The 24092-nt window shown below is 31.3% G+C and carries 19 protein-coding genes and 1 pseudogene; 17 read left to right on the top strand and 3 right to left on the bottom strand.

The window, feature by feature from the left end; all coding sequences use genetic code 11:
- The first annotated feature begins 45 nt into the window (after window positions 1–45).
- From AC0L4B_RS05030 to AC0L4B_RS05040, 3 genes are all read left to right on the top strand, one after another.
- Window positions 46–1593, top strand: coding sequence for a serine hydrolase (locus AC0L4B_RS05030; RefSeq protein WP_473438818.1), 1548 nt, complete (start codon window positions 46–48; stop codon window positions 1591–1593).
- A gap of 76 nt (window positions 1594–1669) precedes the next feature.
- Complete coding sequence (locus tag AC0L4B_RS05035) at window positions 1670–2881, top strand: branched-chain amino acid transport system II carrier protein (protein ID WP_473438819.1); 1212 nt, start codon at window positions 1670–1672, stop codon at window positions 2879–2881.
- Window positions 2882–2936: 55 nt separating this feature from the next.
- Window positions 2937–3290 carry a hypothetical protein gene (locus AC0L4B_RS05040; protein ID WP_473438820.1) on the top strand — a complete coding sequence of 118 codons (354 nt, stop codon included), beginning with the start codon at window positions 2937–2939 and terminating at the stop codon, window positions 3288–3290.
- Between the two features lie 242 nt (window positions 3291–3532).
- Here AC0L4B_RS05040 and AC0L4B_RS05045 read toward each other — a convergent pair whose 3' ends face one another.
- Window positions 3533–3946: a hypothetical protein gene (locus tag AC0L4B_RS05045; RefSeq protein ID WP_473438821.1), complete on the bottom strand. Its 414-nt coding sequence runs from the start codon at window positions 3944–3946 to the stop codon at window positions 3533–3535.
- 114 nt (window positions 3947–4060) lie between these two features.
- Between AC0L4B_RS05045 and AC0L4B_RS05050 the strand changes: the two genes are divergently transcribed.
- The gene (locus AC0L4B_RS05050; protein WP_473438822.1) at window positions 4061–5389 is read left to right on the top strand and encodes an aspartate kinase; all 1329 of its coding nucleotides are present in this window, start codon (window positions 4061–4063) and stop codon (window positions 5387–5389) included.
- A 58-nt stretch (window positions 5390–5447) separates the two neighbouring features.
- Here the strand turns inward: AC0L4B_RS05050 and AC0L4B_RS05055 are convergent, their stop codons facing one another.
- Window positions 5448–6098 carry a peroxiredoxin-like family protein gene (locus AC0L4B_RS05055; RefSeq protein ID WP_473438823.1) on the bottom strand — a complete coding sequence of 217 codons (651 nt, stop codon included), beginning with the start codon at window positions 6096–6098 and terminating at the stop codon, window positions 5448–5450.
- Between the two features lie 73 nt (window positions 6099–6171).
- Entirely contained in the window at window positions 6172–7467 is a 1296-nt protein-coding gene (locus tag AC0L4B_RS05060; protein WP_473438824.1) for an aminopeptidase P family protein, read from the bottom strand.
- A gap of 218 nt (window positions 7468–7685) precedes the next feature.
- Here AC0L4B_RS05060 and AC0L4B_RS05065 point away from each other — a divergent pair, with 218 nt between their 5' ends.
- The 13 genes and pseudogenes from AC0L4B_RS05065 (at window position 7686) to AC0L4B_RS05125 (ending at window position 24090) form a co-directional block, all read left to right on the top strand.
- Window positions 7686–8597, top strand: a complete 912-nt coding sequence (locus AC0L4B_RS05065) for a WD40/YVTN/BNR-like repeat-containing protein (RefSeq protein ID WP_473438825.1) — start codon at window positions 7686–7688, stop codon at window positions 8595–8597.
- Window positions 8594–10492, top strand: a complete 1899-nt coding sequence (locus AC0L4B_RS05070) for a hypothetical protein (protein ID WP_473438826.1) — start codon at window positions 8594–8596, stop codon at window positions 10490–10492. Before AC0L4B_RS05065 ends, AC0L4B_RS05070 begins: the two co-directional genes overlap by 4 nt.
- A 113-nt stretch (window positions 10493–10605) precedes the next feature.
- On the top strand, window positions 10606–10998 hold the full coding sequence (locus AC0L4B_RS05075; protein WP_473438827.1) for a hypothetical protein: 393 nt from the start codon (window positions 10606–10608) through the stop codon (window positions 10996–10998).
- On the top strand, window positions 10977–11864 hold the full coding sequence (locus tag AC0L4B_RS05080; protein ID WP_473438828.1) for a hypothetical protein: 888 nt from the start codon (window positions 10977–10979) through the stop codon (window positions 11862–11864). The genes AC0L4B_RS05075 and AC0L4B_RS05080 overlap by 22 nt, the downstream gene beginning before the upstream one ends.
- A 106-nt stretch (window positions 11865–11970) precedes the next feature.
- Window positions 11971–12645: a succinate dehydrogenase cytochrome b subunit gene (locus AC0L4B_RS05085; protein ID WP_054852150.1), complete on the top strand. Its 675-nt coding sequence runs from the start codon at window positions 11971–11973 to the stop codon at window positions 12643–12645.
- Between the two features lie 16 nt (window positions 12646–12661).
- Window positions 12662–14674, top strand: coding sequence for a fumarate reductase/succinate dehydrogenase flavoprotein subunit (locus AC0L4B_RS05090; protein WP_473438829.1), 2013 nt, complete (start codon window positions 12662–12664; stop codon window positions 14672–14674).
- Between the two features lie 11 nt (window positions 14675–14685).
- The gene (locus tag AC0L4B_RS05095) at window positions 14686–15432 is read left to right on the top strand and encodes a succinate dehydrogenase/fumarate reductase iron-sulfur subunit (RefSeq protein ID WP_473439398.1); all 747 of its coding nucleotides are present in this window, start codon (window positions 14686–14688) and stop codon (window positions 15430–15432) included.
- A gap of 312 nt (window positions 15433–15744) precedes the next feature.
- Entirely contained in the window at window positions 15745–19116 is a 3372-nt protein-coding gene (locus tag AC0L4B_RS05100) for a leucine-rich repeat domain-containing protein (RefSeq protein WP_473438830.1), read from the top strand.
- A 2-nt stretch (window positions 19117–19118) separates the two neighbouring features.
- Window positions 19119–20687, top strand: coding sequence for a leucine-rich repeat domain-containing protein (locus AC0L4B_RS05105; protein ID WP_473438831.1), 1569 nt, complete (start codon window positions 19119–19121; stop codon window positions 20685–20687).
- A gap of 140 nt (window positions 20688–20827) precedes the next feature.
- On the top strand, window positions 20828–21652 hold the full coding sequence (locus AC0L4B_RS05110) for an AAA family ATPase (protein ID WP_473439399.1): 825 nt from the start codon (window positions 20828–20830) through the stop codon (window positions 21650–21652).
- Window positions 21653–21794: 142 nt separating this feature from the next.
- Window positions 21795–22544: pseudogene (locus AC0L4B_RS05115) on the top strand (DUF2201 family putative metallopeptidase); the annotation flags it as partial.
- 152 nt (window positions 22545–22696) lie between these two features.
- Window positions 22697–22978, top strand: a complete 282-nt coding sequence (locus AC0L4B_RS05120) for a VWA-like domain-containing protein (protein ID WP_473439400.1) — start codon at window positions 22697–22699, stop codon at window positions 22976–22978.
- A gap of 164 nt (window positions 22979–23142) precedes the next feature.
- Complete coding sequence (locus AC0L4B_RS05125; RefSeq protein WP_473438832.1) at window positions 23143–24090, top strand: M28 family peptidase; 948 nt, start codon at window positions 23143–23145, stop codon at window positions 24088–24090.
- Window positions 24091–24092 lie beyond the last annotated feature (2 nt).

The following is a 24092-nucleotide window of genomic DNA, read 5'->3' on the forward strand; positions in this document are numbered from 1 at the left end:
GATTTACTATATTTGGTATCCTTCATTTTAATTTTTAAAAGAAATATGAAATTTACACCTATCCTTTATGTTATTGCTTGTCTAAGTTGTCTTACTTTAAGTGCTCAGATTGAAGAACAAAATTTAGATCAACTTATAAAAAAGACTTTAAAAACTTTTGAGGTTCCTGGTATTTCTGTTGGTGTTATTAAAGATGGAAAAGTTGTGTATGCCAAAGGTCATGGTGTGCGTGCACTGTCTAATAACAAGCCTATGGATGATAATACTTTAGTTGGTGTGGCTTCTAATAGCAAAGGGTTTACATGTTTTGCTTTAGCTATGTTAGTGGATCAAGGAAAACTTAATTGGGATGATAAAGTTAGGCAGCATATTCCTGAATTTAAATTAAAAGATGCTTGGGTTACAGAGCAGTTTACTGTTAGGGATTTAGTAACGCATAGAAGTGGAATGGGACTTGGTGCTGGTGATTTAATGTTTTTTCCGGAAGCAGATTTTAAGGTTGAAGATGTCATTAACAATGTTGGTTATTTGGATGCTGAAAGTTCTTTTAGAAGCCAGTTTGCTTATAATAACAATATGTTTATTATCGCTGGCGAAGTTTTGAAACGTGTTAGTGGTTTGTCTTGGGAAGAGTTTATTGAAACTAAAATAATGAAACCAGTCGGAATGCTAAATAGTAAAGCGTCCTACAATCGTGTTAATGACAAATCAAATATTATTGAAGCACATACTTTTGCTGATGGTAAATTAAAACAAATCCCTCATGATTGGAGTCCGACAGCTAATCCTGCAGGAGGAATTGTAAGTAATGTCAATGATATGCTGACTTGGGCTGAATTTTTAATGAATGATGCTGTGACTAAAAATGGTGAGCGTCTATTATCGGAAGCTCAATTTTACGAGCTTTGGCAATTACAAACCCCTTTAAAAGTTAGTAAAAACGATAGTTACAATTCTAATTTTAAAGGTTATGGTTTAGGATGGTTTGTAACAGATGTTAAAGGTGGTTATAAGCAAGTGTATCATACAGGTGGTTTGTTGGGTACAGTGACTCAGTTTACTATGATTCCGGATTTGGATTTGGCAATTGTAGTGTTAACTAATCAAATGAATGGTTCAGCGTTTACAACAATTACTAATACAATTAAGGATAGTTATTTGGGTTACAAAAACCGTAATTGGTTAGAAAAATTGGGTAAGAGTAATGCTGGTTGGTATAAATATAATGATAGTATTAAAACTGCAGTTTTTAATCAAGTTTCTAAAATGAAAAACAATAATGTCATACCTAAACTTTCTACTATTACAGGTACATATAAAGATGCTTGGTTTGGTGATGTCGTTTTATCAAAAAATGGAAACGACCTTGTAATTGAGTCTCAAAAATCTCCTACATTAAAAGGGAAGTTGTTGCCTTATAATGCAACCACATTTGTTGTAAAATGGAATAACAGAAGTTATGATGCGGATTGTTTTATGCAATTTGTTTTTAATGAAAAAGGACAAGCAGTAAGCGCGACTTTAAAACCAATAGCTCCAATAACAGATTTTAGCTTTGATTTTGAAGATTTAAAACTAATTAAACAAGACTAATTTTGAATAATACAAAAGACCTTTTAATAACAAGCTTTGCTTTGTTCTCTCTTTTTTTGGGGCAGGAAATTTATTGTTGCCGCCTTTGCTAGGGTATAATGCTGGCGAAGATTGGTTTTGGGTTACTTTAGGTTTTGTTATTACTGCTGTTGCAATTCCGATTATTGGTATCTATGCTCATGCTAAATTACAAGGGACTTTGTACGATTTTGGTAAAAAAGTGTCTCCTCTTTTTAGTTTGGTGTATTGTATATTAATTTATGTTATAGCAGTAGCTATACCTTCTCCTCGTACTGCAGCAGCGACACATGAGATCGCTATACATCCTAACTTTGGGACGTCTCCGCTTTTAACAAGTAGTGTTTATTTTGCTTTGGTTTTAGTTTTTGCCTTAAACCGTTCCAAAATACTTGATGTCATAGGTAAATACTTAACTCCTTTTATTGTTTTAATATTGCTATTAGTTATTGGTATAGGTTTGTTTAATGCACAAATGGATATTAGTAATTCTAGTTTTGATACACCAATAGTAGATGGGATTTTGGAAGGTTATCAAACCTTTGATGCTATTGCAGCAGTTGTGGTTGGCGCAGTAATTATAATTTCTATTAATATAAAGTCTAATCAGTCTTTTGAAGCTAAAAAAGACTTGATAAAAAAGTCTGGTATTGTTGCTGGTTTAGGATTATTTGTAATTTATGCAGGATTGATTGCTGTAGGTGCCTTTTACGGTTCTGAAATAGAATTAAATAGCGAGCTAAGTAATGATGTCCAACGTGCAGACTTATTAATAGGTATTAGTTCTAAAGCTTTAGGTAGTTTTGGTTACAGTATTTTAAGTGTTTTGATTGCTTTAGCTTGTTTTACTACAGCTGTAGGTATTGTAACAGGAGCTGCAGATTATTTTAAAGGATTATTACATGACTCTCAAACCGTTTATGTTATTACTGCAGTTTTAGCTTCTGTATTTGGAGTGGTGGTTGGGCAATTGGATTTTAATGATATTATTATAATAGCTTTACCAGTGTTGTTATTTATTTATCCAATTACTATTGTGTTAATTATATTAAATGCAATGCCTGATAAATATACTTCATCACTAGTATTTAAAGTTGTTGTATTATTAACATTTATGTTTAGTATAACCGATGTTTTAGGTTTTTTAAGTCCATCTGAAACATTATCTACTATTGTTGGTTATATACCATTTGCTAAACATAGTTTAGGTTGGGTTTTACCTGCATGTATTGGTTTAATTTTAACTAATTTGAAAACTCAAAAAGCTTGATTTTTTTAAGTTGATTTGTTAATTTTGTGGCATTAATTTATTTTAAATTTAAGCTATGAAAAATCTTATTTTCACTTTAATGTTTTCAGTTGTAACCTTCATGTCTTTTGGTCAAAACACTCCAAAAGTTGGTGATCAATTAGTGGTTAAATCACCTAAATCAGAAAGTTACAAATATGTAGATTTTCCTAAATTAAATATTTTAGTAAAACGTGGTCATTTAGCAAGTTACAATGCTGTTATAGATCAAGTTGTGGTTGTGGATCAAGTTATAGAACAGAATTATAATACCACAACTGTTGTTTTAAAAATGAAAGATGAATCTAAATTTTTCAATCTTTATAAAACAGTAGAAGCAAATTATAACAAAGCAATTGAATCAGGTGAATTGGTTGTCCTTAAAAAATAGTTAGTTCTTCAGGTTTTTAATAACCGAAAACGCTTTGTCAACCACGTGATCTTCTACTAAAACAGTAAATTCGTTTGTGGTAGATACGACTTCATAAATCGGTATGTTTTCCCAAGCCAAACGCTTAAATATCTGATAGTATAATCCCGATATTTTAGAGTTGTCCTTTGGTAAGCGTACACTTATTGCAGATAAGCTTTCTTGTAATCCAATTTGATTTTCGTTAGCAAAACATTTAGTAACTACTTTTTTTCAGAGCTTGATATTATTATATTACTTTCATAAATACCTCGTGTAAAGGCGTAAAAAATATCCTTATCAGTTTCGACTTGCTCTAAAATCTTTGTGTGGCTCTGTATTAGTGTTTCAGAGTTTTGAAATGTAAAATCACTCAAGTTAGAGCGTACAGTAATGTCTCCTAATTTTTGCAATGTGCTTTTTAGTTTTAACGAGTGTCGTAACGTATTGGGCGTATTATAGCGTCTTAATGCCATCATGATGGCTCCAGACTTAACAGGTTTACGTAACATAGCACTAATCGGAGCGTTAAGTTCTTCTGCTAATGCAGAATAGTTAATAATACTCCTAGATAATGCTTCCTCCAAAAAAGGTTGGGTAATTAAGATGTCTTCAACACAAGAGGCTATTGTTTTCATAAATATGTTTTTTTGTTAATTATTTAACAATTTGTGCAAAAGTAGTACAATTTTTTCATTTTTATGGCTGTCAGTGTATTGCTGACTAATTTTGTGTTATAAAAAAGAAATAATATGTTAGTATTAAAATTTGGAGGTACATCTGTTGGGTCAATAAAAAACATGATTAATGTTAAAAACATTATTAACGATGGACAGAAAAAAATAGTGGTGCTATCTGCTATGTCTGGTACAACTAATACTTTGGTTAGTATATCTGACCATATCAAAAACGGTAATTTAGATCAGGCTTTGGCTATCATTACTTCGCTTAGATCTAATTATGATACTACCATTAAAACTTTAATAACTAATCCAGAAATTTATAAATCTGTTTTTGTTTACGTTAGTAATGTGTTTAATACATTAGAAGCTTCTGTAAATAAGCTTCATACAACCTTACTATATAATCAAATTGTCGCTCAAGGCGAATTACTATCTACTTATATTTTTAACGCTTACTTACAACAAGAAAATGTAGATGCTACATTATTACCTGCTTTAGATTTTATGCGAATTGATAAAACTAACGAACCAGATAATTTTTACATTCAACAAAATTTAGATAGAGTTATTGCTGAAAAACCTGATGCACAAATTTATATCACACAAGGTTTTATCTGTCGAAATGCTGAAGGAGAAGTAAGTAATTTACAACGTGGAGGAAGTGATTATACTGCAACCATAATTGGAGCTGTTGTTAAAGCAGAAGAAGTACAGATTTGGACTGATATAGACGGTTTTCATAACAACGATCCAAGATATGTTGATAATACACAGGCCATATCTAATTTGTCTTTTGATGAGTCTGCAGAGTTGGCTTATTTTGGAGCTAAAATATTACATCCTCAAACCGTAATGCCAGTAAGTGCTTTTGATATTCCTGTACGATTAAAAAACACCATGTCTCCAGATGCGCATGGTACATTAATAACTAATCAAGTACATGGTGAAGGTATAAAAGCTATAGCAGCAAAGGATGGTATAACTGCAATAAAAATTAAGTCCGTAAGGATGTTATTGGCTCATGGGTTTTTAAAGAAAGTTTTTGAGATTTTTGAGCGTTATGAAACGTCAATAGATATGATTACAACATCTGAAATTGCTGTCTCATTAACCATCGATGATACGACGCATCTAAAAGCTATTGTTGAAGAGTTAGAGCGTTTTGCTCTAGTTGAGGTTGATGATTATATGAGTATAGTGTGTTTAGTTGGTAATGCAATTATTTATCATGCCGATACACCAAATTTATTTCAAGTTTTGCAAGATGTTAATGTAAGAATGATCTCTTATGGTGGAAGTAATAATAATATCTCCTTATTAATAAATACTAGTGATAAATTAGAAACATTGCAAAAACTACAGCGTTATGTTTTTGAAAACGGTAACGTATTAGTGTAAAATAAAAAAAGCGAACTTTTTAAGTTCGCTTTTTCTTTTATAAATTAAACAGGTTATTTTATGATAGCTTTTTTAAAGCTTCAATAATTTCTTCTGGTTCAGAGCGTGTTCTGTAATCTACGTTTACATAATTCCACTTTACTAAGCCATCTTGACCTATTATAAAAGTTGCAGGAATAGGTAACACACTACTGTTGCTATTATTGATTTTTTTCAAATCAAGGTTTCTGTCTACTCGCATATGGTCCATTAAAAAATCAGGAACTTCCCAGGCTACACCATAATTTGAAGCCACTTTTGCGTCCTGATCAGATAAAACAATAAAGTCCATGTTGTTAATTTCGTTTTCAGTTAACGATTCATCAGGTACTTCAGGGCTTATGGCAACCAAAGTCGCACTTAAAGCATGAATATCCTTTAATTTAGCTTGTAACGCTCTAAGTTGTAAATTGCAATAAGGACACCAGCTACCACGATAAAATGTAACAACAACTGGACCTTGATTTAGTAAAGCTGATAAAGCGGTTTGGTCACCTTTAGGATTTGGTAAATTAAATTCAGGAGCTTTAGCATTTACTTTAAGTGCGTTTTTTCCGTCTTCAAATGCTTTAGCTTGTTTTATAATGTCATCAACACCTTTCATAAATTCAGGATTATTTTTTCTTCCTGATTCAATTTTTGCGTCTGTTTGCTCTTTAAGTGTCTTCATTTTGTGTTTAAATTGTGGTAATTATAAAATTTAAAAAGCGAGCTTTGAAGCTCGCTTTTTAATGTAAATTGTATTATGACTTATTCATTAGGTCTTCAATTTCTTCTACTTCAATAGGTATATTACGCATTAAATTAAAAGGTTCTCCGGTTTTTTGGATAACCACATCATCCTCTAGTCTAATACCAAATCCTTCATCAGGAATATAAATTCCAGGTTCAACTGTAAAAACATTATTAGCTTGCATTGGTTCAGTTAAAATACCATAGTCATGTGTGTCTAATCCCATATGGTGAGACGTACCATGCATAAAGTATTTTTTGTAAGCAGGCCAATCTGGATTTTCGTTTTGTACATCTGCTTTATCTAATAGGCCTAATCCTAAAAGCTCACTAGTCATTAGTTTACCAACTTCAACGTGGTAATCTTTCCAAATAGTTCCAGGAACTAACATTTTGGTAGCTGCATTTTTAACCCTTAAAACAGCGTTGTAAACCTCTTTTTGTCTGTCGTTAAAACGTCCAGAAACAGGTATGGTACGTGTCATGTCACTTGCGTAATTAGCGTATTCTGCTCCTGCATCAATTAAAATTAAGTCGCCAGCTTTACACTCTTGATTGTTTTCTATGTAATGTAATACATTAGCGTTGTTACCAGATCCTACAATAGGTGTGTATGAAAAACCTTTAGAACGGTTATTTAAAAACTCATGCATAAACTCGGCTTCAATATTGTATTCCATTACACCAGGTTTTACAAAATTTAAAACACGTCTAAATCCTTTGTTTGTAATCTCGCAAGCGGTTTGGATTAAGTCTAATTCAATTTGATCTTTTACAGATCTTAAACGTTGTAAAATTGGGTTGCTTTTAGCAACGCTATGTGCAGGATATTTATCTTTTAACCATTTGCTAAAACGGTCTTCTCTGGTTTGGGTTTCTACATTGGCTCTGTAATGTTCGTTGGTGTTGATGTAAACCGTTTCGGCTTGTGTCATCATTTCAAATACTACTTTTTCTAGGTCTTGTAGCCAGTATACGGTTTCAATTCCGCTAGTTTTTAATGCTGCTTCTTTAGTTAATTTTTCACCTTCCCAAACAGCAATATGTTCATTTGTTTCTTTTAAAAATAAAACTTCTCTGTTTTTAGGATTAGGGCAATCAGGAAACAGGACTAAAACACTTTCTTCTTGGTCAACACCACTTAAATAAAAGATGTCTCTGTGTTGTTGAAAAGGCATTGTGCTGTCTGCACTAATTGGGTAAATATCGTTTGAATTAAAAAAAGCAATACTTTTTGGCTTCATTTGAGAAGCAAAATTTTTACGATTTTTTATAAAAAGAGCAGAGTCTATTTGGTGATATTTCATAAGGAAAAATATAGTTTTTTAATTTCCACAGTAGTGAAAAAAACATTGATAAAATGAAGTTATAAAATTTTCCGTCAAGCGGAAATTATAATCAGTCGTAAAAATAAGAACTTTAAAATACATAAGTTATAAAAGCATCTTAAAATCTATCCTGATTTAATTATTTGCTTGTTACTATTTACTTTTATCTGTATCTTCAAACCTTATAAAATTCAACCATGAAATTAAGATTTATTTTATCCCTATTTATTGTATTTTCTGTTAATGCGCAACAGGATTTACTAACGCAAAAAGCACAATTGCAATCTAACTCCATTGTTAAAAATGTAGCTTTTCAAAACATTGGTCCAACAGTGATGAGTGGTCGTGTTGTGGATTTAGCTGTTAACCCAGAAAAACCATCAGAGTTTTATGTTGGTTACGCCTCAGGAGGTTTGTGGTATACTGCAAATAATGGAACAACTTTTAGTCCAGTTATGGATGCTACGCAAACCCAAAATATTGGTGATATTGCTGTAGATTGGAAAACCGGAACTATTTGGGTTGGTACAGGAGAAAATAATGCGTCAAGATCTTCATACGCTGGAGTTGGTATGTTTAAGTCTACTGACAATGGTCAAAACTGGCAATTTGTAGGGTTACCAAACTCGCAACATATAGGACGTATTTTAATAAACCCTAATAATGTAGATGAAGTAACTGTTGGTGTTACTGGTGCTTTGTATTCTAAATCAGAAGATAGAGGTGTGTATAAAACTAAAGATGGAGGTCAAACTTGGTCTAAAACTTTATTTATTGATGACGCTAGCGGAATAATAGATGTGCAACATGCACCAAATGATTATAATACGATGTTTGCGACGTCTTGGACAAAAGACAGAAAAGCATGGAATTTTGATGGAAGCGGAAATAATTCGGCCATATATAAAAGTACAGATGCTGGAGATACTTGGGTAAAGGTATCTACAGAAAAAAGTGGCTTTCCAACAGGTGAAGGCGTTGGTCGTATTGGATTAGCTGTTTACAATAATGATATTATTTATGCTATACATGATAGTCAATTTAGAAGACCGTCAAGCGGAAAAAAGAGAAAAGAAGAGGGCTTCAAAAAGACGATTTTAAAAAGATGAGTACTTCTGAATTTTTAAGTTTAGAAGATAAAAAGTTAAATAGTTTTTTGAAAATGAATGGTTTTCAGGAAAAATATAGATCAGAAAATGTTAAGCAAATGGTACGCAGCGGAAACGTTAAGCCTATTGATTTAGCTCATTATTTAGAAGATGCTAATTCTATGCTGTTTGATACACCAGTTATTGGAGCAGAAGTTTATAAAAGTACTGATGGTGGATTATCTTGGGCTAAAACACATAAAGATTATTTAGACGATTTATATTACAGTTATGGTTACTATTTTGGGCATGTATATGTGTCACCATCAGAACAAAATGATATTTATGTCTATGGTGTGCCAATTTTAAAATCTAAAGATGGAGGTCAAACATTTACATCTATTAGTGCTGAAAACGTACACGCAGATCACCATGCACTTTGGATTAATCCAGAAAACCCTAATCATTTAATTAATGGTAATGATGGTGGAGTTAATATTACTTATGACGATGGAGAAAATTGGATTAAAAACAATTCGCCTTCAGTTGGACAATTTTATGCAATAAATGTAGATAATCAAAAACCTTATCGCGTTTACGGAGGTTTACAAGATAATGGTGTTTGGGTAGGAGCTAATAATGCTCGAGAAAATAAGGCTTGGCATCAATCAGGTCAATATCCTTGGGAATCTATAATGGGAGGAGATGGTATGCAAATACAGATAGATAATCGTAATCAGGATATTGTTTATACTGGTTATCAATTTGGTAATTATTATAGGATTGATAGAGGTACAGGAGATCGAAAGTATATTCAACCTAAACATGAGTTAGGCGAAAAACCTTATCGTTTTAATTGGCAAACACCAATCCTGTTGTCAAAACATAATCAAGATATTCTATATCTAGGTGGTAATAAGTTAATGAGATCTTTGGACAAAGGAGACACTTGGACTGCTATAAGTCAAGATTTAACTCAAGGAGGAAAAATAGGAAACGTTGCTTATGGTACGCTAACGACTATAAGCGAATCTCCTTTTCAATTTGGTTTAATGTATGTTGGAAGTGATGATGGAATTGTGAGTATAACAAAAAATCAAGGCGCAACTTGGGAAGATATTTCGGTAAACTTACCAAACGATTTATGGGTAAGTCGTGTAGTAGCTTCTAGACATAAAAAAGAGCGTGTTTATGTTACGTTAAATGGGTATAGGTTTGATAACTTTAATACTTATGTATTTAAAAGTGATAATTATGGGCAAACATGGGAGTCTATTAGTGCAAACATCCCTACATCACCAGTTAATGTTATTATTGAAGATGAATTTAAAGATAATATTTTATACCTAGGTACGGATAATGGTGCATATGTTAGTTTTGATAATGGAGAACGATGGGAAGCGTTTTCTAAAAATCTGCCAGCTGTAGCTGTACATGATATTAAAACTCAGAAAGAAAGTAATGATTTGCTATTAGGGACTCATGGTCGTGGTATATATAAAACTAATGTAACTTCATTACAAGCTTACAACTCGACTATTAAATTAAGTAATATTACAATTTTCGACTTAAATAAAATTAGATATTCATCACGTTGGGGAAATTCTTGGAGTAAATGGATGCAACCTTTCCAGCCTAGTACAACTATTCAATTATTTAGTAATACTTCAGGTGAAAAAGAGGTTGAAATTCTTTCTGAAAGCAATAAGGAATTACAAAGTTTTAAGGTTAATTTGGACAATGGGTTTAACTATGTTAATTATGATTTGACACTATCTGAAAAAGGTCGTAAAACGTTGATGAAAGATAATACGACTTTGGATATTAATAAAGCTAAAAATGACAAGTATTATATTCCTAAAGGAAATTATAAAATTAAAATTGATGGAGTAGAAAAAGGGTTTATAGTAGAATAGTTAATTCTTTTTTTACTATTAAAAATGCTGTTTTATTTTTTTAAGGTGTAACAATTTAGAGAAACTATCATCTATAGTATGTATTAATCAATTGTTAACCTTAAAAAAGTAAAATGAAGAATCTACTAATTTTAGCCTTATTATTAATTGTTTTCCAATCTTGTACTAAAACCAAGCAAGACTATTTAAAAGATAATCGATATGATTTAAATATTAGTTCTTTTAGCTTTCCGCAAGACAATTTTAAAATTTTAGGTTTTGGTGGTTATCATGGTAGTGCAAAAACTGAGGACACAGAATTGTTACTTTTAAAGGATTTACTAAGTCGTAAAACTATTAAATATTATCTTCCTGAAACGGATTTTAGTCTTGCTCATTATTTCAACAAATTTTTAAAAATAGGAGACACAATTCTTTTAAAAGATTTGATTATAAATTCTGGTATTAGAGTAAAGCAAGAGCGTACTATCCAGATGTATAATAAATGGAAAGCGCTAAAAAAATAAACGATAGTTTTGATGAAAAAGATAGGCTTACCGTTATTGGTATTGACTATCAAATCAATTACAAATACGCTTCAAGGCATATACTAGAACTTGTAAATAATAAAGATCAATCTTTGCCATATATACAAGATATACAAAATATGGTTGATATAGATACGACTAGTTATGTTAGAGGTGATCTTAGTTTTGCATATCATAAGTTAAAAGCATTAACTGATGATTATGAAGCAAATAAAACATTGTATATAAATAAAATTAGTGATGTTAATGCGTTTGAGCATATCATTGCAAATTTTAAAACTACTGTTGGTAAATCAACGCCAGAAAGAGAGCAGGTCATGTATGATAATTATTTGGCATTGACTAAGCTGTATGATTTTAAAAATAATCCACAGTTTCTAAGAATGGGTTTTTCTCATATTTGTAAATCAAGAGAAGGTGCAAATGGTTACCCTTATTTCTTTACAAGGCTGGTAGAAAATGAAATCTATAAAACAGAAGATGTCATTTCTGTTATGGCCTATTTTACAGATAGTGAAGTTGTTTGGGATGAATTGTATAATGAAAATGGTGATTATAAAGGATTTACTACAGAAGCAGGTTTTGGTATTGGAGATTATGAAAAAGAATATTTTAGAGGTATCCAAAACTTAAAAGACACCAAGCTATCGGACAAGACCTTATTTAGGCTTAATGCTACAAAAACACTATATACAGATAATAATCCTGATTTGATTGATGTAATAATGACAGATGAAAAGTCCAATACAGAAGCAGTTAAAGGTCAATCTACAACAGATTTTATTGATTATGCGGTATTAATATCCAATTCTGAGGCTAGCATACCAATTTATGAAATGGATTAAAACACCGTACTTATACTCATTCTAAATAGTACAAAAAAGTTGTAAAATTTGTTAGTATATCGCTTGTGGCTTATCTTTGTATAACAAATAATTAACTACAATTATAATGAGCGGAATTTTAAATTCTTCAATAGGAAGAAAGTTTGCTATGGCACTTTCGGCACTCTTTCTAATGATTTTTATTTTACAACACTTTGCAATTAACATCCTTTCTGTGATTAGTCCAGATGCTTTTAATGAAGCATCACATTTCATGGGAACGTTTTGGGCTGTGCAATATTTATTACAACCTGTTTTAATAATAGGTGTTATATTCCATTTTGTAATGGGATTTGTTTTAGAAATAAAAAACAATAAGGCAAGAGCGATTAGCTATGCAAAAAACAACGGAGCAGCAAACTCTAGTTGGATGAGTAGAAACATGATCTGGAGTGGAGGTTTCATTTTAGTATTTTTAGTCATTCACTTTATCGATTTCTGGATTCCAGAAATAAACACCAAATATATTGTTGGTGATATGTCAGGTACATTACCAAGTGGTGAGTTTAGATACCATGAAGAGTTAGTACATAAATTTAAAGACTTATGGCGTGTAGCGTTGTATTGCGTAGGATTTGTTTTCTTGGCATTACACTTGTTACATGGTTTTAATTCTGCTTTCCAATCTGTTGGAGCAAATAACAAATACACAAAGGGTTTAAAAGGATTTAGTAAAGTTTATGCAATTGGTGTTCCAGCAGGATTCATCTTCATTGCTATTTTTCACTTTTTAAACCACTAAAAAATATAGAGATATTATGGCATTAGATTCTAAAATACCTCAAGGTCCAATTGCAGACAAATGGACTAATTATAAAAATCACATCGACTTAGTTAACCCAGCAAATAAACGTAACATTGATGTTATTGTTGTTGGTACAGGTTTAGCAGGTGGATCAGCTGCTGCTACTTTGGCAGAGCTTGGATATAACGTAAAAGCATTTTGTTTTCAAGATTCTCCAAGACGTGCGCACTCAATTGCAGCACAAGGAGGTATCAACGCAGCAAAAAATTATCAAGGTGATGGTGACTCAACTTACAGATTATTTTATGATACTGTAAAAGGTGGAGATTACCGTTCTCGTGAAGCTAACGTTTATCGTTTAGCTGAGGTTTCAGCAAATATTATTGACCAATGTGTTGCTCAAGGTGTCCCTTTTGCAAGAGAGTATGGTGGATTATTAGACAACCGTTCCTTTGGTGGTGTATTAGTATCACGTACGTTTTACGCAGCTGGACAAACTGGACAACAATTATTATTAGGAGCATATTCTGCTATGAACCGTCAAATCGGTCGTGGTAAAATCAAAATGTACAACCGTCACGAAATGTTAGACGTTGTAAAGGTTGATGGAAAAGCTCGTGGAATTATAACACGTAACTTAATTACAGGAGAAATCGAAAGACACTCAGCTCACGCTGTGGTTTTAGGTACTGGTGGTTATGGTAACGTTTTCTTCTTGTCAACAAACGCGATGGGAAGTAATGTAACAGCAGCTTGGAAAGCACACAAACGTGGTGCTTACTTTGCAAACCCATGTTACACACAAATTCACCCAACATGTATTCCTGTTTCTGGAGATCATCAGTCTAAATTAACGTTGATGTCTGAGTCTTTACGTAACGATGGACGTATTTGGGTACCAAAACACATGAAAGATGTTGAGGCTATTAAAGCAGGAACATTAAAACCAAAAGATTTAGCAGAAGACGATAGAGATTATTACTTAGAACGTCGTTATCCAGCTTTCGGAAACTTAGTGCCTCGTGATGTTGCCTCTCGTGCAGCAAAAGAGCGTTGTGATGCTGGTTATGGTGTTAATGCAACTGGTGAAGCTGTATTCTTAGATTTTGCTTCTGCAATTCAACGTTACGGTAAAGAAGCTGCTCACGTTAAAGGATTAAATGAAAATGATACTGCTCTTGTGACTAAATTAGGACAAGAAATTATCAAAAATAAATACGGAAACTTATTCCAAATGTATGAGAAGATCGTAGATCAAGATCCATACAACACACCAATGATGATTTATCCAGCGGTTCACTATACAATGGGTGGAATTTGGGTAGATTATAACTTGATGACTAGCGTACCTGGTTTATATGCAATTGGAGAAGCTAACTTCTCTGATCATGGTGCAAACAGACTTGGTGCTTCTGCATTAATGCAAGGTTTAGCAGATGGTTATTTTGTATTACCATATACAATTGGTGACTATTTATCTGATGATATTCGTACTGGTCCAATTTCAACTGAAACAAAAGAATTTGAAGAGGCTGAAAAAGAAGTTCGTGAAAGAATAGAGTTTTTTGTAAACAACGAAGGGTCTCATTCGGTTGATTATTTCCATAAGAGATTAGGAAAAATCATGTGGAACAAAGTTGGTATGTCTAGAAATGTTCAAGGTTTAACTGAAGCTATTTCTGAAATAAAAGCTTTAAGAGAAGAGTTTTGGAAAGACGTTAGAGTACCAGGAACTAACGAAGAGTTTAATGAAGAGCTTGCAAAAGCAGGTCGTGTAGCTGACTTCCTAGAATTAGGAGAGTTATTTGCTAAAGATGCGCTAAACAGAGAAGAATCTTGTGGTGGTCACTTTAGAGAAGACTCTGTAGAGTTAGATGGAGAACAAAAAGGAGAAGCATTACGTGATGACGAAAACTATGCATACGTAGCTGCTTGGGAATATAAAGGAGAACCTAGTGATGCTGTTTTACACAAAGAAGAGCTAGAGTTTAAGGATATTGAATTAAAACAAAGAAGTTATAAATAAGGAGAGCTATGATGAATTTAACACTTAAAATTTGGCGTCAAAAAAACGCAAGTGATAAAGGGAAAATGGTAGACTATAAAGTTACCGATATCTCACCAGATATGTCTTTCCTTGAAATGTTAGATGTTTTAAACGAACAGCTAATAAATAATAATGAAGCACCAGTTGCCTTCGATCACGATTGTCGTGAAGGTATATGTGGTATGTGTTCATTATATATTAATGGAGAAGCGCATGGACCTGATCGTGGTGTAACAACCTGTCAGTTACACATGCGTATGTTTAAAGATGGAGATACAATTACTATTGAGCCATTTAGAGCAACTGCTTTTCCTGTAGTAAAAGATTTAGTAGTCGATAGAGGTGCGTTTGATAGAATACAGCACGCAGGAGGATTTATTTCTGTTAATACATCTGGAAACACTATTGATGCAAATTCAATACCAGTTAACAAACATGATGCAGACGATGCGTTTTCAGCAGCTACTTGTATTGGATGTGGTGCTTGTGTAGCATCTTGTAAAAACTCTTCAGCAATGTTATTTGTTGGAGCTAAGGTGTCTCAATTTGCATTATTACCTCAAGGTAAAATAGAAGCTACAGATCGTGTTTTAAACATGGTTAAACAAATGGACGAAGAAGGTTTTGGTAACTGTACCAATACTGGAGCTTGTGAGGTTGAATGTCCTAAAGGGATTTCTTTAGAGAACATTGCACGTATGAATCGTGAGTACCTTGCAGCAAGCCTAAAAGGATAAGCCTATACTGTATAGCAGTAAATTAAATATTTAAAAACCCAAGCGATAAGCTTGGGTTTTTTTGTTTAAGACTTTTTTATAAAGTTAACCTCTAAGTTAATTGATTTTCACGGTAAATAGGGGTAAATAAAACATCTGAAAAATATAATTTAGCAAAATATAATTGATTAACAAGCTAAAATATCCAGACTAACTTGAAAAATAATAATGCATGGTGACAGTATGGTTTAATAAAAAGTTAGTTACAGAAAATCGATTGAATACAGAAAACAACTTAATAGTATAGAACAATATTAAAATAAAAAATAAATTATGAAATACGCGCTTATATATAAGGACGATAAATCTAATAAATTTTGGAACATTGAAGTATTAGGTAATGAATATACCGTAACTTATGGAAAAACAGGAACCAAAGGAACTTCTAAAACTAAAACACATGACGATGCAGAAACCTGTATTAAAGAAGCGAATAAAGTAACCTTACAAAAACGAAAGAAAGGATATGTTGATGCTGATCGTACATTATCAGCAACTCCAATAACTGAAGATAATGAAACAAAGCAACTCGTAGAGGAAAAGGTTATAGTACAAAATAGCAGTACTAAGATAGCAGATTTTGAAAATGGGATTAAAATTATACAAGATCTTATTAAAAGAAATGAGTTAATGGCTGCTATGGATTATTCAAAGCAGTTACATAGTTTAAATTTATCAGATGAAGAAATGATGATAGCTAATCATTTGTCAGGTAAAATTGCTTTTCAGAAGAACAATTTAATAGAAGCAGAACAATACTTTTTAAAAGGAGGAAAAACTTCATATTTTTTATTAGGTAATCTTTATTATGAAAATAGAGATTATACAAATGCGTTCTTATATTATCAGAAAGCTAACACTTATGAGTCACTTTTTAAAGCTGGAGATATTGCTAAAAATAAAAGACTTAAAGAGGAAGCTATTAGATACTTAAATCATGCTATTGAAATTGGAAAGAAAAATTCAAATACTAATATTTGGGAAGCCTATTTAAAAATAGGTGCAATTTATCATCCTGAAGACATAAAACTTGCTGAAGAATATTATTTAAAATCTATTGCTTTTCAAAATTCAGATGTTAGGGCTCATAATAATTTAGCGGTTTTATACATCCACAACAACAGGCATGATGATGCTTTAAAAATATTAGATGAAGCAATTAGTAAATTCCCAAAAGACAATACAGCTTATTTTAATAAATGTTGTTTATATGCTTTACAAAACCAATTAGACGAAGCTAACATTTGGTTAGAAAAAGCCTTATATTATGGTTATGAAAGATATAAAATAAAAGAAGATAGTGATTTAAAAGAACTTATAAAAACACCAGCTTTTAAAGAACTAATGGCAAGGTATAGTTTTGAAAACCGTTATTTACATCATTATAAAAGTGAAATACTGAAAGAACATCCTGAAGTAATTGAAGATATCTCATTTTATAAAATGCCAACAGAAAAGGGGTTTGAAGACGTTTTAAAGAAAGCAGTTAATGTAACTGGGTTCAGTTTTGATGGTGCTTTAAAAACCTTTCCGACATTCATTACTAATTTTAAAAAATTAGAAAAAGTAAGGCTTACTAATAATTCAATTCAAGATTTTCCTGAGGAGTTTTTAAAGATGGATATAGATTCTGTTAGCTTAGAATTGAAATTTTTAAAACAATTTCCTGTAGCTTTAACTCGTTTAAAAAATTTAGAATACTTTCAACTGGGTAGCTTTAAATTTCAAGAAATACCTAAAGAAATTGCAAGCTTTTCAGATTTAATAACACTTACTATTAAACATGCTAAAGCACTTACCAGTATTCATCGTGAAATAGGAAGTTTATCTAAATTACGTACTTTAGAAATTAGAGACACTACATTAACTCATTTACCTGTTGAAATTGCAGAACTAAAAAAATTAAATGAATTAACCATTTCTGAAAACCCAAATATTAAATATTTGCCAGAAGATATTTTTACGATGCCTAATTTAGATCGGGTTATTTTTCATAAAAATGGTTTTCCTAGTACAGAGGCTACAAAATTATTTAAAGAGGGACAAGAGCGTAAAATAGATAAAAAAATCATGAAGGTTTTTCTTGCTATATTACAGGACAATGATGCTTATGTTCAAAAAAACGCAACTTTTAAAGATTTTTTATTAGCGCTTAACTCTTCTATAAGCATGCTGAGAAATAAGGCTTTATTACTACTTAATAAACAAGATTTAACTGTTGATTTGAACGCTAAGTCTGAAATTTTGGTTTTAGGTAAATTTGATAAAAGTATTACTGCCGTAAAAAATGAAGTTAAAGATTTGGGATATACTGTAGCTAAAAAATGGAGCGCAAAAACAACCCATATTTTAATTGGTGAAAAACCAGGAGACAAACTTATCCCTTTGTTAGATAAAACTGTTTCTTGGATTACAGAAAAACAGATAAGACCTGAAGAGGCAAAGGAGAGTTTACCTACAGTAGTGCTTAATGAAATGATGAGTCAACAAATAAAAACCTTATTAGAAAGTACGGATGACACTAACCTAACCATGGCAATTGAAATGATTCAAGCGACACAATCTGCCAATGTGTTTGCAATGCATTTATTTTTAAATTATCAATATTCTTCAGATAAAGACAATAAAAAAAATATTTTATCTCTTATTAAGGATTTAGACGATGAGACACTAATAAATTTATTTGCCAAAAAATATGGATTTAAAACCGCTTCAGAGAAAAAAGTAAAAGAGTATATACAAAAGATTCCAAAAATTGCAGGTTTTAACGAAGTAGAATTTGCAAATACTATATTTGTTTTAAGTGGTAAAGGGGTTGATTTCCTTATAGAAAATGGGACATCAGAGCAAAAAAACAATATTTTAAATTCTTTGGTAAAGGATGGGGTCTTAGATTTTGGTTACGATTGCGATATACGAACATTACCAGAGGAAATAGGTGAGTTAAAGAGACTTGTTAAATTAGATTTATCTAACCTCAAATTAAAAGAATTTCCTGTGTTTTTAACAAAACTAGTAACCCTAGAAAATATTTGTCTAGTTAAAACACGACTAAGAAAATTACCTAAGGAAATAGAAAATTTTAAAAACCTTAATAAATTAGACTTAAATTCTTGTTCCTTTAAAAAATTCCCAATAGAGCTATATCAACTAAAAGAATTAGAATATTTAAATCTAGGTGTAGGACATCACGATTCTAGTCAAGCACTATCAGTGATACCAGAAGGTATTTCTAATTTGAAAAAATTACGAATATTAAATCTTAAACGAAACCCTATTACCTTATTACCTAATGATATTGGTGAATTAGATGCTTTGGAATTTTTAGATTTAAACTTAAATGAAATCAAAAATTTACCAGAGAGTTTTGGCGATTTAAAATCCTTGAAAAAATTAAAATTAACCTCTTTTAATAAAGAAAATGATAATGATTTTTCTGATATTTTAATGAAAATAACCTCGTTAGAAGAATTAACGATATCTACAAATCAATTTAATGCTTTTAAAAATTTATCACAAATGACCTTCTTAAAAAAAATGATTATTTCTGGAACTAGAGATTTAAGAGATAAAAACTGGGTTGAAGAAGGTAAAAAAATATTACCTAATTGTGAAGTAACCACGTCATATCATTATACCTATTAAGCATGAAAGAATTAATTATAAATAAGACTAATGGTATAGAAGAGGCTATTGTTAATAATACAAATCTTGAAAAATTAACAATACAAGATGTTAATTTAGCCATACCACCAGAAATAGGTTTGTTAACTAATTTAACAGAATTAAAATTAATTAATAACACCTTTAAAAATTTGCCAAAGGAACTATTTGATTTAGATAAAACTTTTATCTTTTTTGAAAATAATAAACCTGAAGCTATACAAGAAGTAGGTTTGTTGTTTTTTGATTTTCAATGGAAAAAAATAACTAAAGAACAAGCAATAATATACCTTTTACTTTTACAAAACAAAACAAATAGTATTACTAAAAAAGACATTAGTAGCTTATATGACGCTTTAGATTACCGTATCGAATCCATACGTAAAAACACACAACTTATACTTGATAGTTGGTTGCCTTTAAAAGATATTGAAAAGCACTCTGTTGTTTCTTTCTTGGGGAAGTTTAATGTTTTATCATTAAATGATATTACACATCGTTTAGATAATTTGTCTGTAAATTACCAAACAAAAATAACTTCTAAAACAACACATGTTATTTTATGCAACCAACCTAATTTAAGTAAGATAAGTTTAGAGACTGTTAATGCCGTAATCAGTACAGAAGATAACTTTATGGCGTGGTTAAATGAAGCTGATGTTCAGTTTTTATCTAAAAAAAATGAGGAAAATGAAGGTGCTCTAGAAAACGTATCAGAAATGTTATTAAGTAATAACTCTGATAACATTGAATTAGCATTACAAATGATGAAAACCCATGGGGTTTCAAAAAGATTACTGGGAGATCTTTTTATCTTTTTTAACAGAGGTAATCAAAATCAAAAATATTTTAGAAAAGCTAAAAATTTATTTAAAAAGAACGCTCCAAATAAACTGTTAACATTTTTAAATGAAAATCAAACAGGATACAATAATACTTATGAAGTTTATCCGTGTGATGAAAATTTTTATTCCTTTTTAAAAGAAACTCTTTATATGGATGCACTGCAAATTGCGTTTGCATTATGTGAGAGTAAATATTACCAAATGTCTAAAGAGTTAAAAGAGGGCGAAAAAGCTTTAACAGCGCTCATAAAAAATGGTATATTAGATATAACTCCGTTGCATAAAATACCTGAAGAACTTAAAGATCTTAAAGGGTTTTCAACATTAATATGTAGAAACCATTTTAATAAAGGGAGTGCCTTTCCAGATTGGTTTTCTAAGTTGCCTATAGCGCGTCTTGATTTATATGATCAAGACATAGATTTACCAGAAAACTTTCGCGAATTTAAAAACTTAACACATTTATGTTTGCCGACGTATTTGGAAGCATTTCCAAGCGTTATAATACAAATGACAACTTTGGAAGTGTTAGAAATGAGTATGACACAATTTAAACGCATTCCTGAAGAAATAAAAGCGTTAAAGAAGCTTCGTAAAATTATGGTTTTTAGGGAATGGGATGATAAGTTTGATGAAATTAAAGAACAGAAAAAAGACTTTTTCCCAACAAATTGTAATATTACAAGAGTCGAAAATAAATACAGGTAGACTATTATGACAACTAATCAACATCAATACATATATTACGGTACAAAAACCAATACTGTTGAAATTAAAAAATTTGTACTTCATACACTTGATATAAACAAACAAGCTAAAACTTCTAATCGAAAAAAACACCCGTATGTATATGGGGTAAACACGGTATAGGAAAAACAGAATTAGTAGAAAGTATTGCAAAAGAAAACGGGTATAAATTCACCTATATTGCACCAGCTCAATTTGAAGAAATGGGAGATTTATTGGGTATGCCTAAAATTGTAGATAATGAAACGATTACTGTAGCTCCATCTTGGGTGCCTACTGTAAACGAGCCTGGTATTCTTTTAATTGATGATGTAAATAGAGCAGATGATAGAATTTTAAGAGGAATCATGCAATTGCTTCAAAATCATGAATTAGCAAGTTGGAAGTTACCAGAACAATGGCATATTGTTTTAACAGCCAATCCCGATGGTGGTGATTATTCTGTAACACCAATGGATGATGCTATGTTAACACGTATGCTACATGTTACAGCAGAATTTGATTTACATGCTTGGGCAGAATGGGCTCTTAAAAATGGCGTTGATCAACGAGGAGTTAATTTTGTCCTTACATATCCAGAAATTGTAACTGGTGAGCGTACAACCCCACGTTCTTTAGTTCAATTTTTCACATCAATTTCTTCTATTAAAGATTTAAAAAAAGAACTTCCTTTAGTTAGGATGTTGGCAGACTCTTGTTTAGATAGTAATGCTAGTACTTCATTTATTTCTTTTGTACAGCAAAACCAAAGTAAATTAATAAGTCCAGAGGAAATTATTAATACAAAAAAATTCGCTAAAGATGTTGAAGGTCATCTTAATGAATTAGTTACTAAAGAACATCGAATAGATGTTCTGGCGACACTTTGTACTCGTTTAACCATATATCTTAAATCATTAGAAAAAAATGTTCTAAAGCGCAATTAGAAAACGTAAAACTGTTTCTTAAAATGGAAATCATACCCAATGATATTCGTTTGTCTATGTTAGGGGATTTAACCAAAACAACCTCTGTAAAAGCTATTTTACTAGACCCAGAATTAAGTAAGTTATTATTACAAAAAATGTAATGGACATAGTACAAGACATCTCTAAAACAACTATTAAACTTATAATTAAAGAACCTTTTTACGGACACTTTTTTACACACATACTAAGAAAAAGTAATCCTAAAATAAAAAGGGCAAATATAACTTTAACAGAAACGGGTAGTATTCTTTTAGAAATAAATGAAGATTATTGGAAAACCCTATCTGTTGATTTAAAAATTGGTTGCATTAAGCATCAAATTCTACATATTGTATTCAAGCACATATACGAAATAAAGAAATATGGGAATACTAAACTATTTAATATTGCTGCGGACCTTGTAGTTAATCAATATTTAAAAAATACTCAGTTAGATGACAATGCGATCGTATTGGATGATTTTCCTTTTTTGAATTTAAAAGTAAAAGAGTCTGTTAACTATTACTATAAGCGTTTACAAGAGGTATCTCATTTAAATTCAACAATACCTTCTAGTATTGGAGAAAAGTTTGAGAAAACAACCCTATTAGATGAACATGAAGGTTGGTCTGCTTTTCAACAACAAAGCGGAACTGAAAAGCAAATAACGGAAGAGAAACTAGATACTTATGCGCAGATGAGCGCAAAAAGATTAAAAACAACAGATTTTGGAGATCTTCCAGGTAAATTAATAACGTACTTAAATGAAGTTGAAAAAAGATTGAACCCTGTTGTCAACTGGAAAAGGGTACTTCGTCTTTATATGCAAAATAGTAGAAAAACATATTTAAAAACAACACTAAAAAAACCATCTAGAAGATATGGAACTTTACCAGGTATTAAAATAAAACAAAAACAAAAAATTTTAATTGCTATTGATACTTCTGGCAGTATTGATGAGGGTGATTTGAGTAATTTTTTTCTGAAATATATTACGTTTGGAAGCAAACTCCTGATATCCGAATTGTTTTATGTGACACAGAAATACATGATCAATACCATTATAAAGGAGTATTGCCCAAAATTATTGGAGGAGGTGGAGGTACTAATTTTAATCCTCCTATTCAATTTTCTAACACCTATAAACCAGATGTTTTATTGTATTTTACAGATGGATACGCACAGCCTCCAAGTATAAAAAGTAGAACACCTATTATATGGATTATTAGTTCTGATGGACTTTCTATATTGGATGATAAATGGAATGAACTTCCTGGGCGAAAAGTAAAGTTGTCTTTAAGTTAATTTGCATGCTTTTAAAATGTGTTTTGAGTGAGTACAAGTTTATTAAAATAGATTTTTTTATTATTGGTGTTTTGTTAATTTAAAGTAATAACAGTGTGGTATAAATACAATGCTCAGCAATAAGCTTGTTTTTTTTATTAATTTTACTTCTTGTTATTTTTAATATGAAAAGATTCTACCTTCTATATTTATTGTCACTAAGTATCTGCTTTATTAGTTGTAAAACTAAAACTGCCAAAGCACCAAAAAATGTTGATAAAACAATAACTTCAGTACATTATTCGTTTTCTACAGACGCATTACTTGAAGCGGTTAAAACCCTGTCGTCTGATGCTTTCGAAGGTCGCAGAACAGGAACTAAAGGTGCAGAATTGGCTAAGGATTACATTATAAAACGCTTTACAGATTTGTTGGTTAAGCCTTTAGGAGATAATTACATACAGCCTTTTTCTTTTGAAACACGAAAAAAATATGAAGCAGCTAATGTCTTGGGGCTTATTGAAGGGACTTTAAAAAACGATAAGTATATTGTTTTGTCTGCACATTATGACCATGAAGGTATTAAAAATGGTAAAATTTATAATGGAGCAGATGATGATGCTTCTGGTGTTAGTGCTTTATTTGCTTTCGCAGAATATTTTGCCATAAATCCACCCAAACATAATGTGATTTTAGCAGCTTTTGATGCCGAAGAATTAGGTTTAAAAGGGGCTTACCATTTTGTTGAAACCAATGCGTTAACACAACAACTTAACTTAGTGTTAAATTTAAATATGGATATGATTAGCCGAAGTGAAAAACAACAGTTATTTGCTGTAGGAACTAGTCACTACCCAATGTTAAAGCCTACAATTGCTAATTTTAAAGATATTGGAGTAGTAGACTTACTAATTGATCATGAAGGATTAACAAAAGCTGATGATTGGTCTTTTGCTAGTGATCATGCAGCGTTCCATAAAGCAAAAATACCTTTTGTGTATTTTGGAGTTGCTGATCATGAAGATTATCATGAGCCTACAGATGATTTTGAAAATATTGATCAGCAGTTTTATAAAGATGCAGTTCAAACTATAATTACTGTATTCAAACAATTTGATAATTTAGATTTGTAATA

This window comes from Olleya sp. NP1-10, from assembly GCF_055804415.1.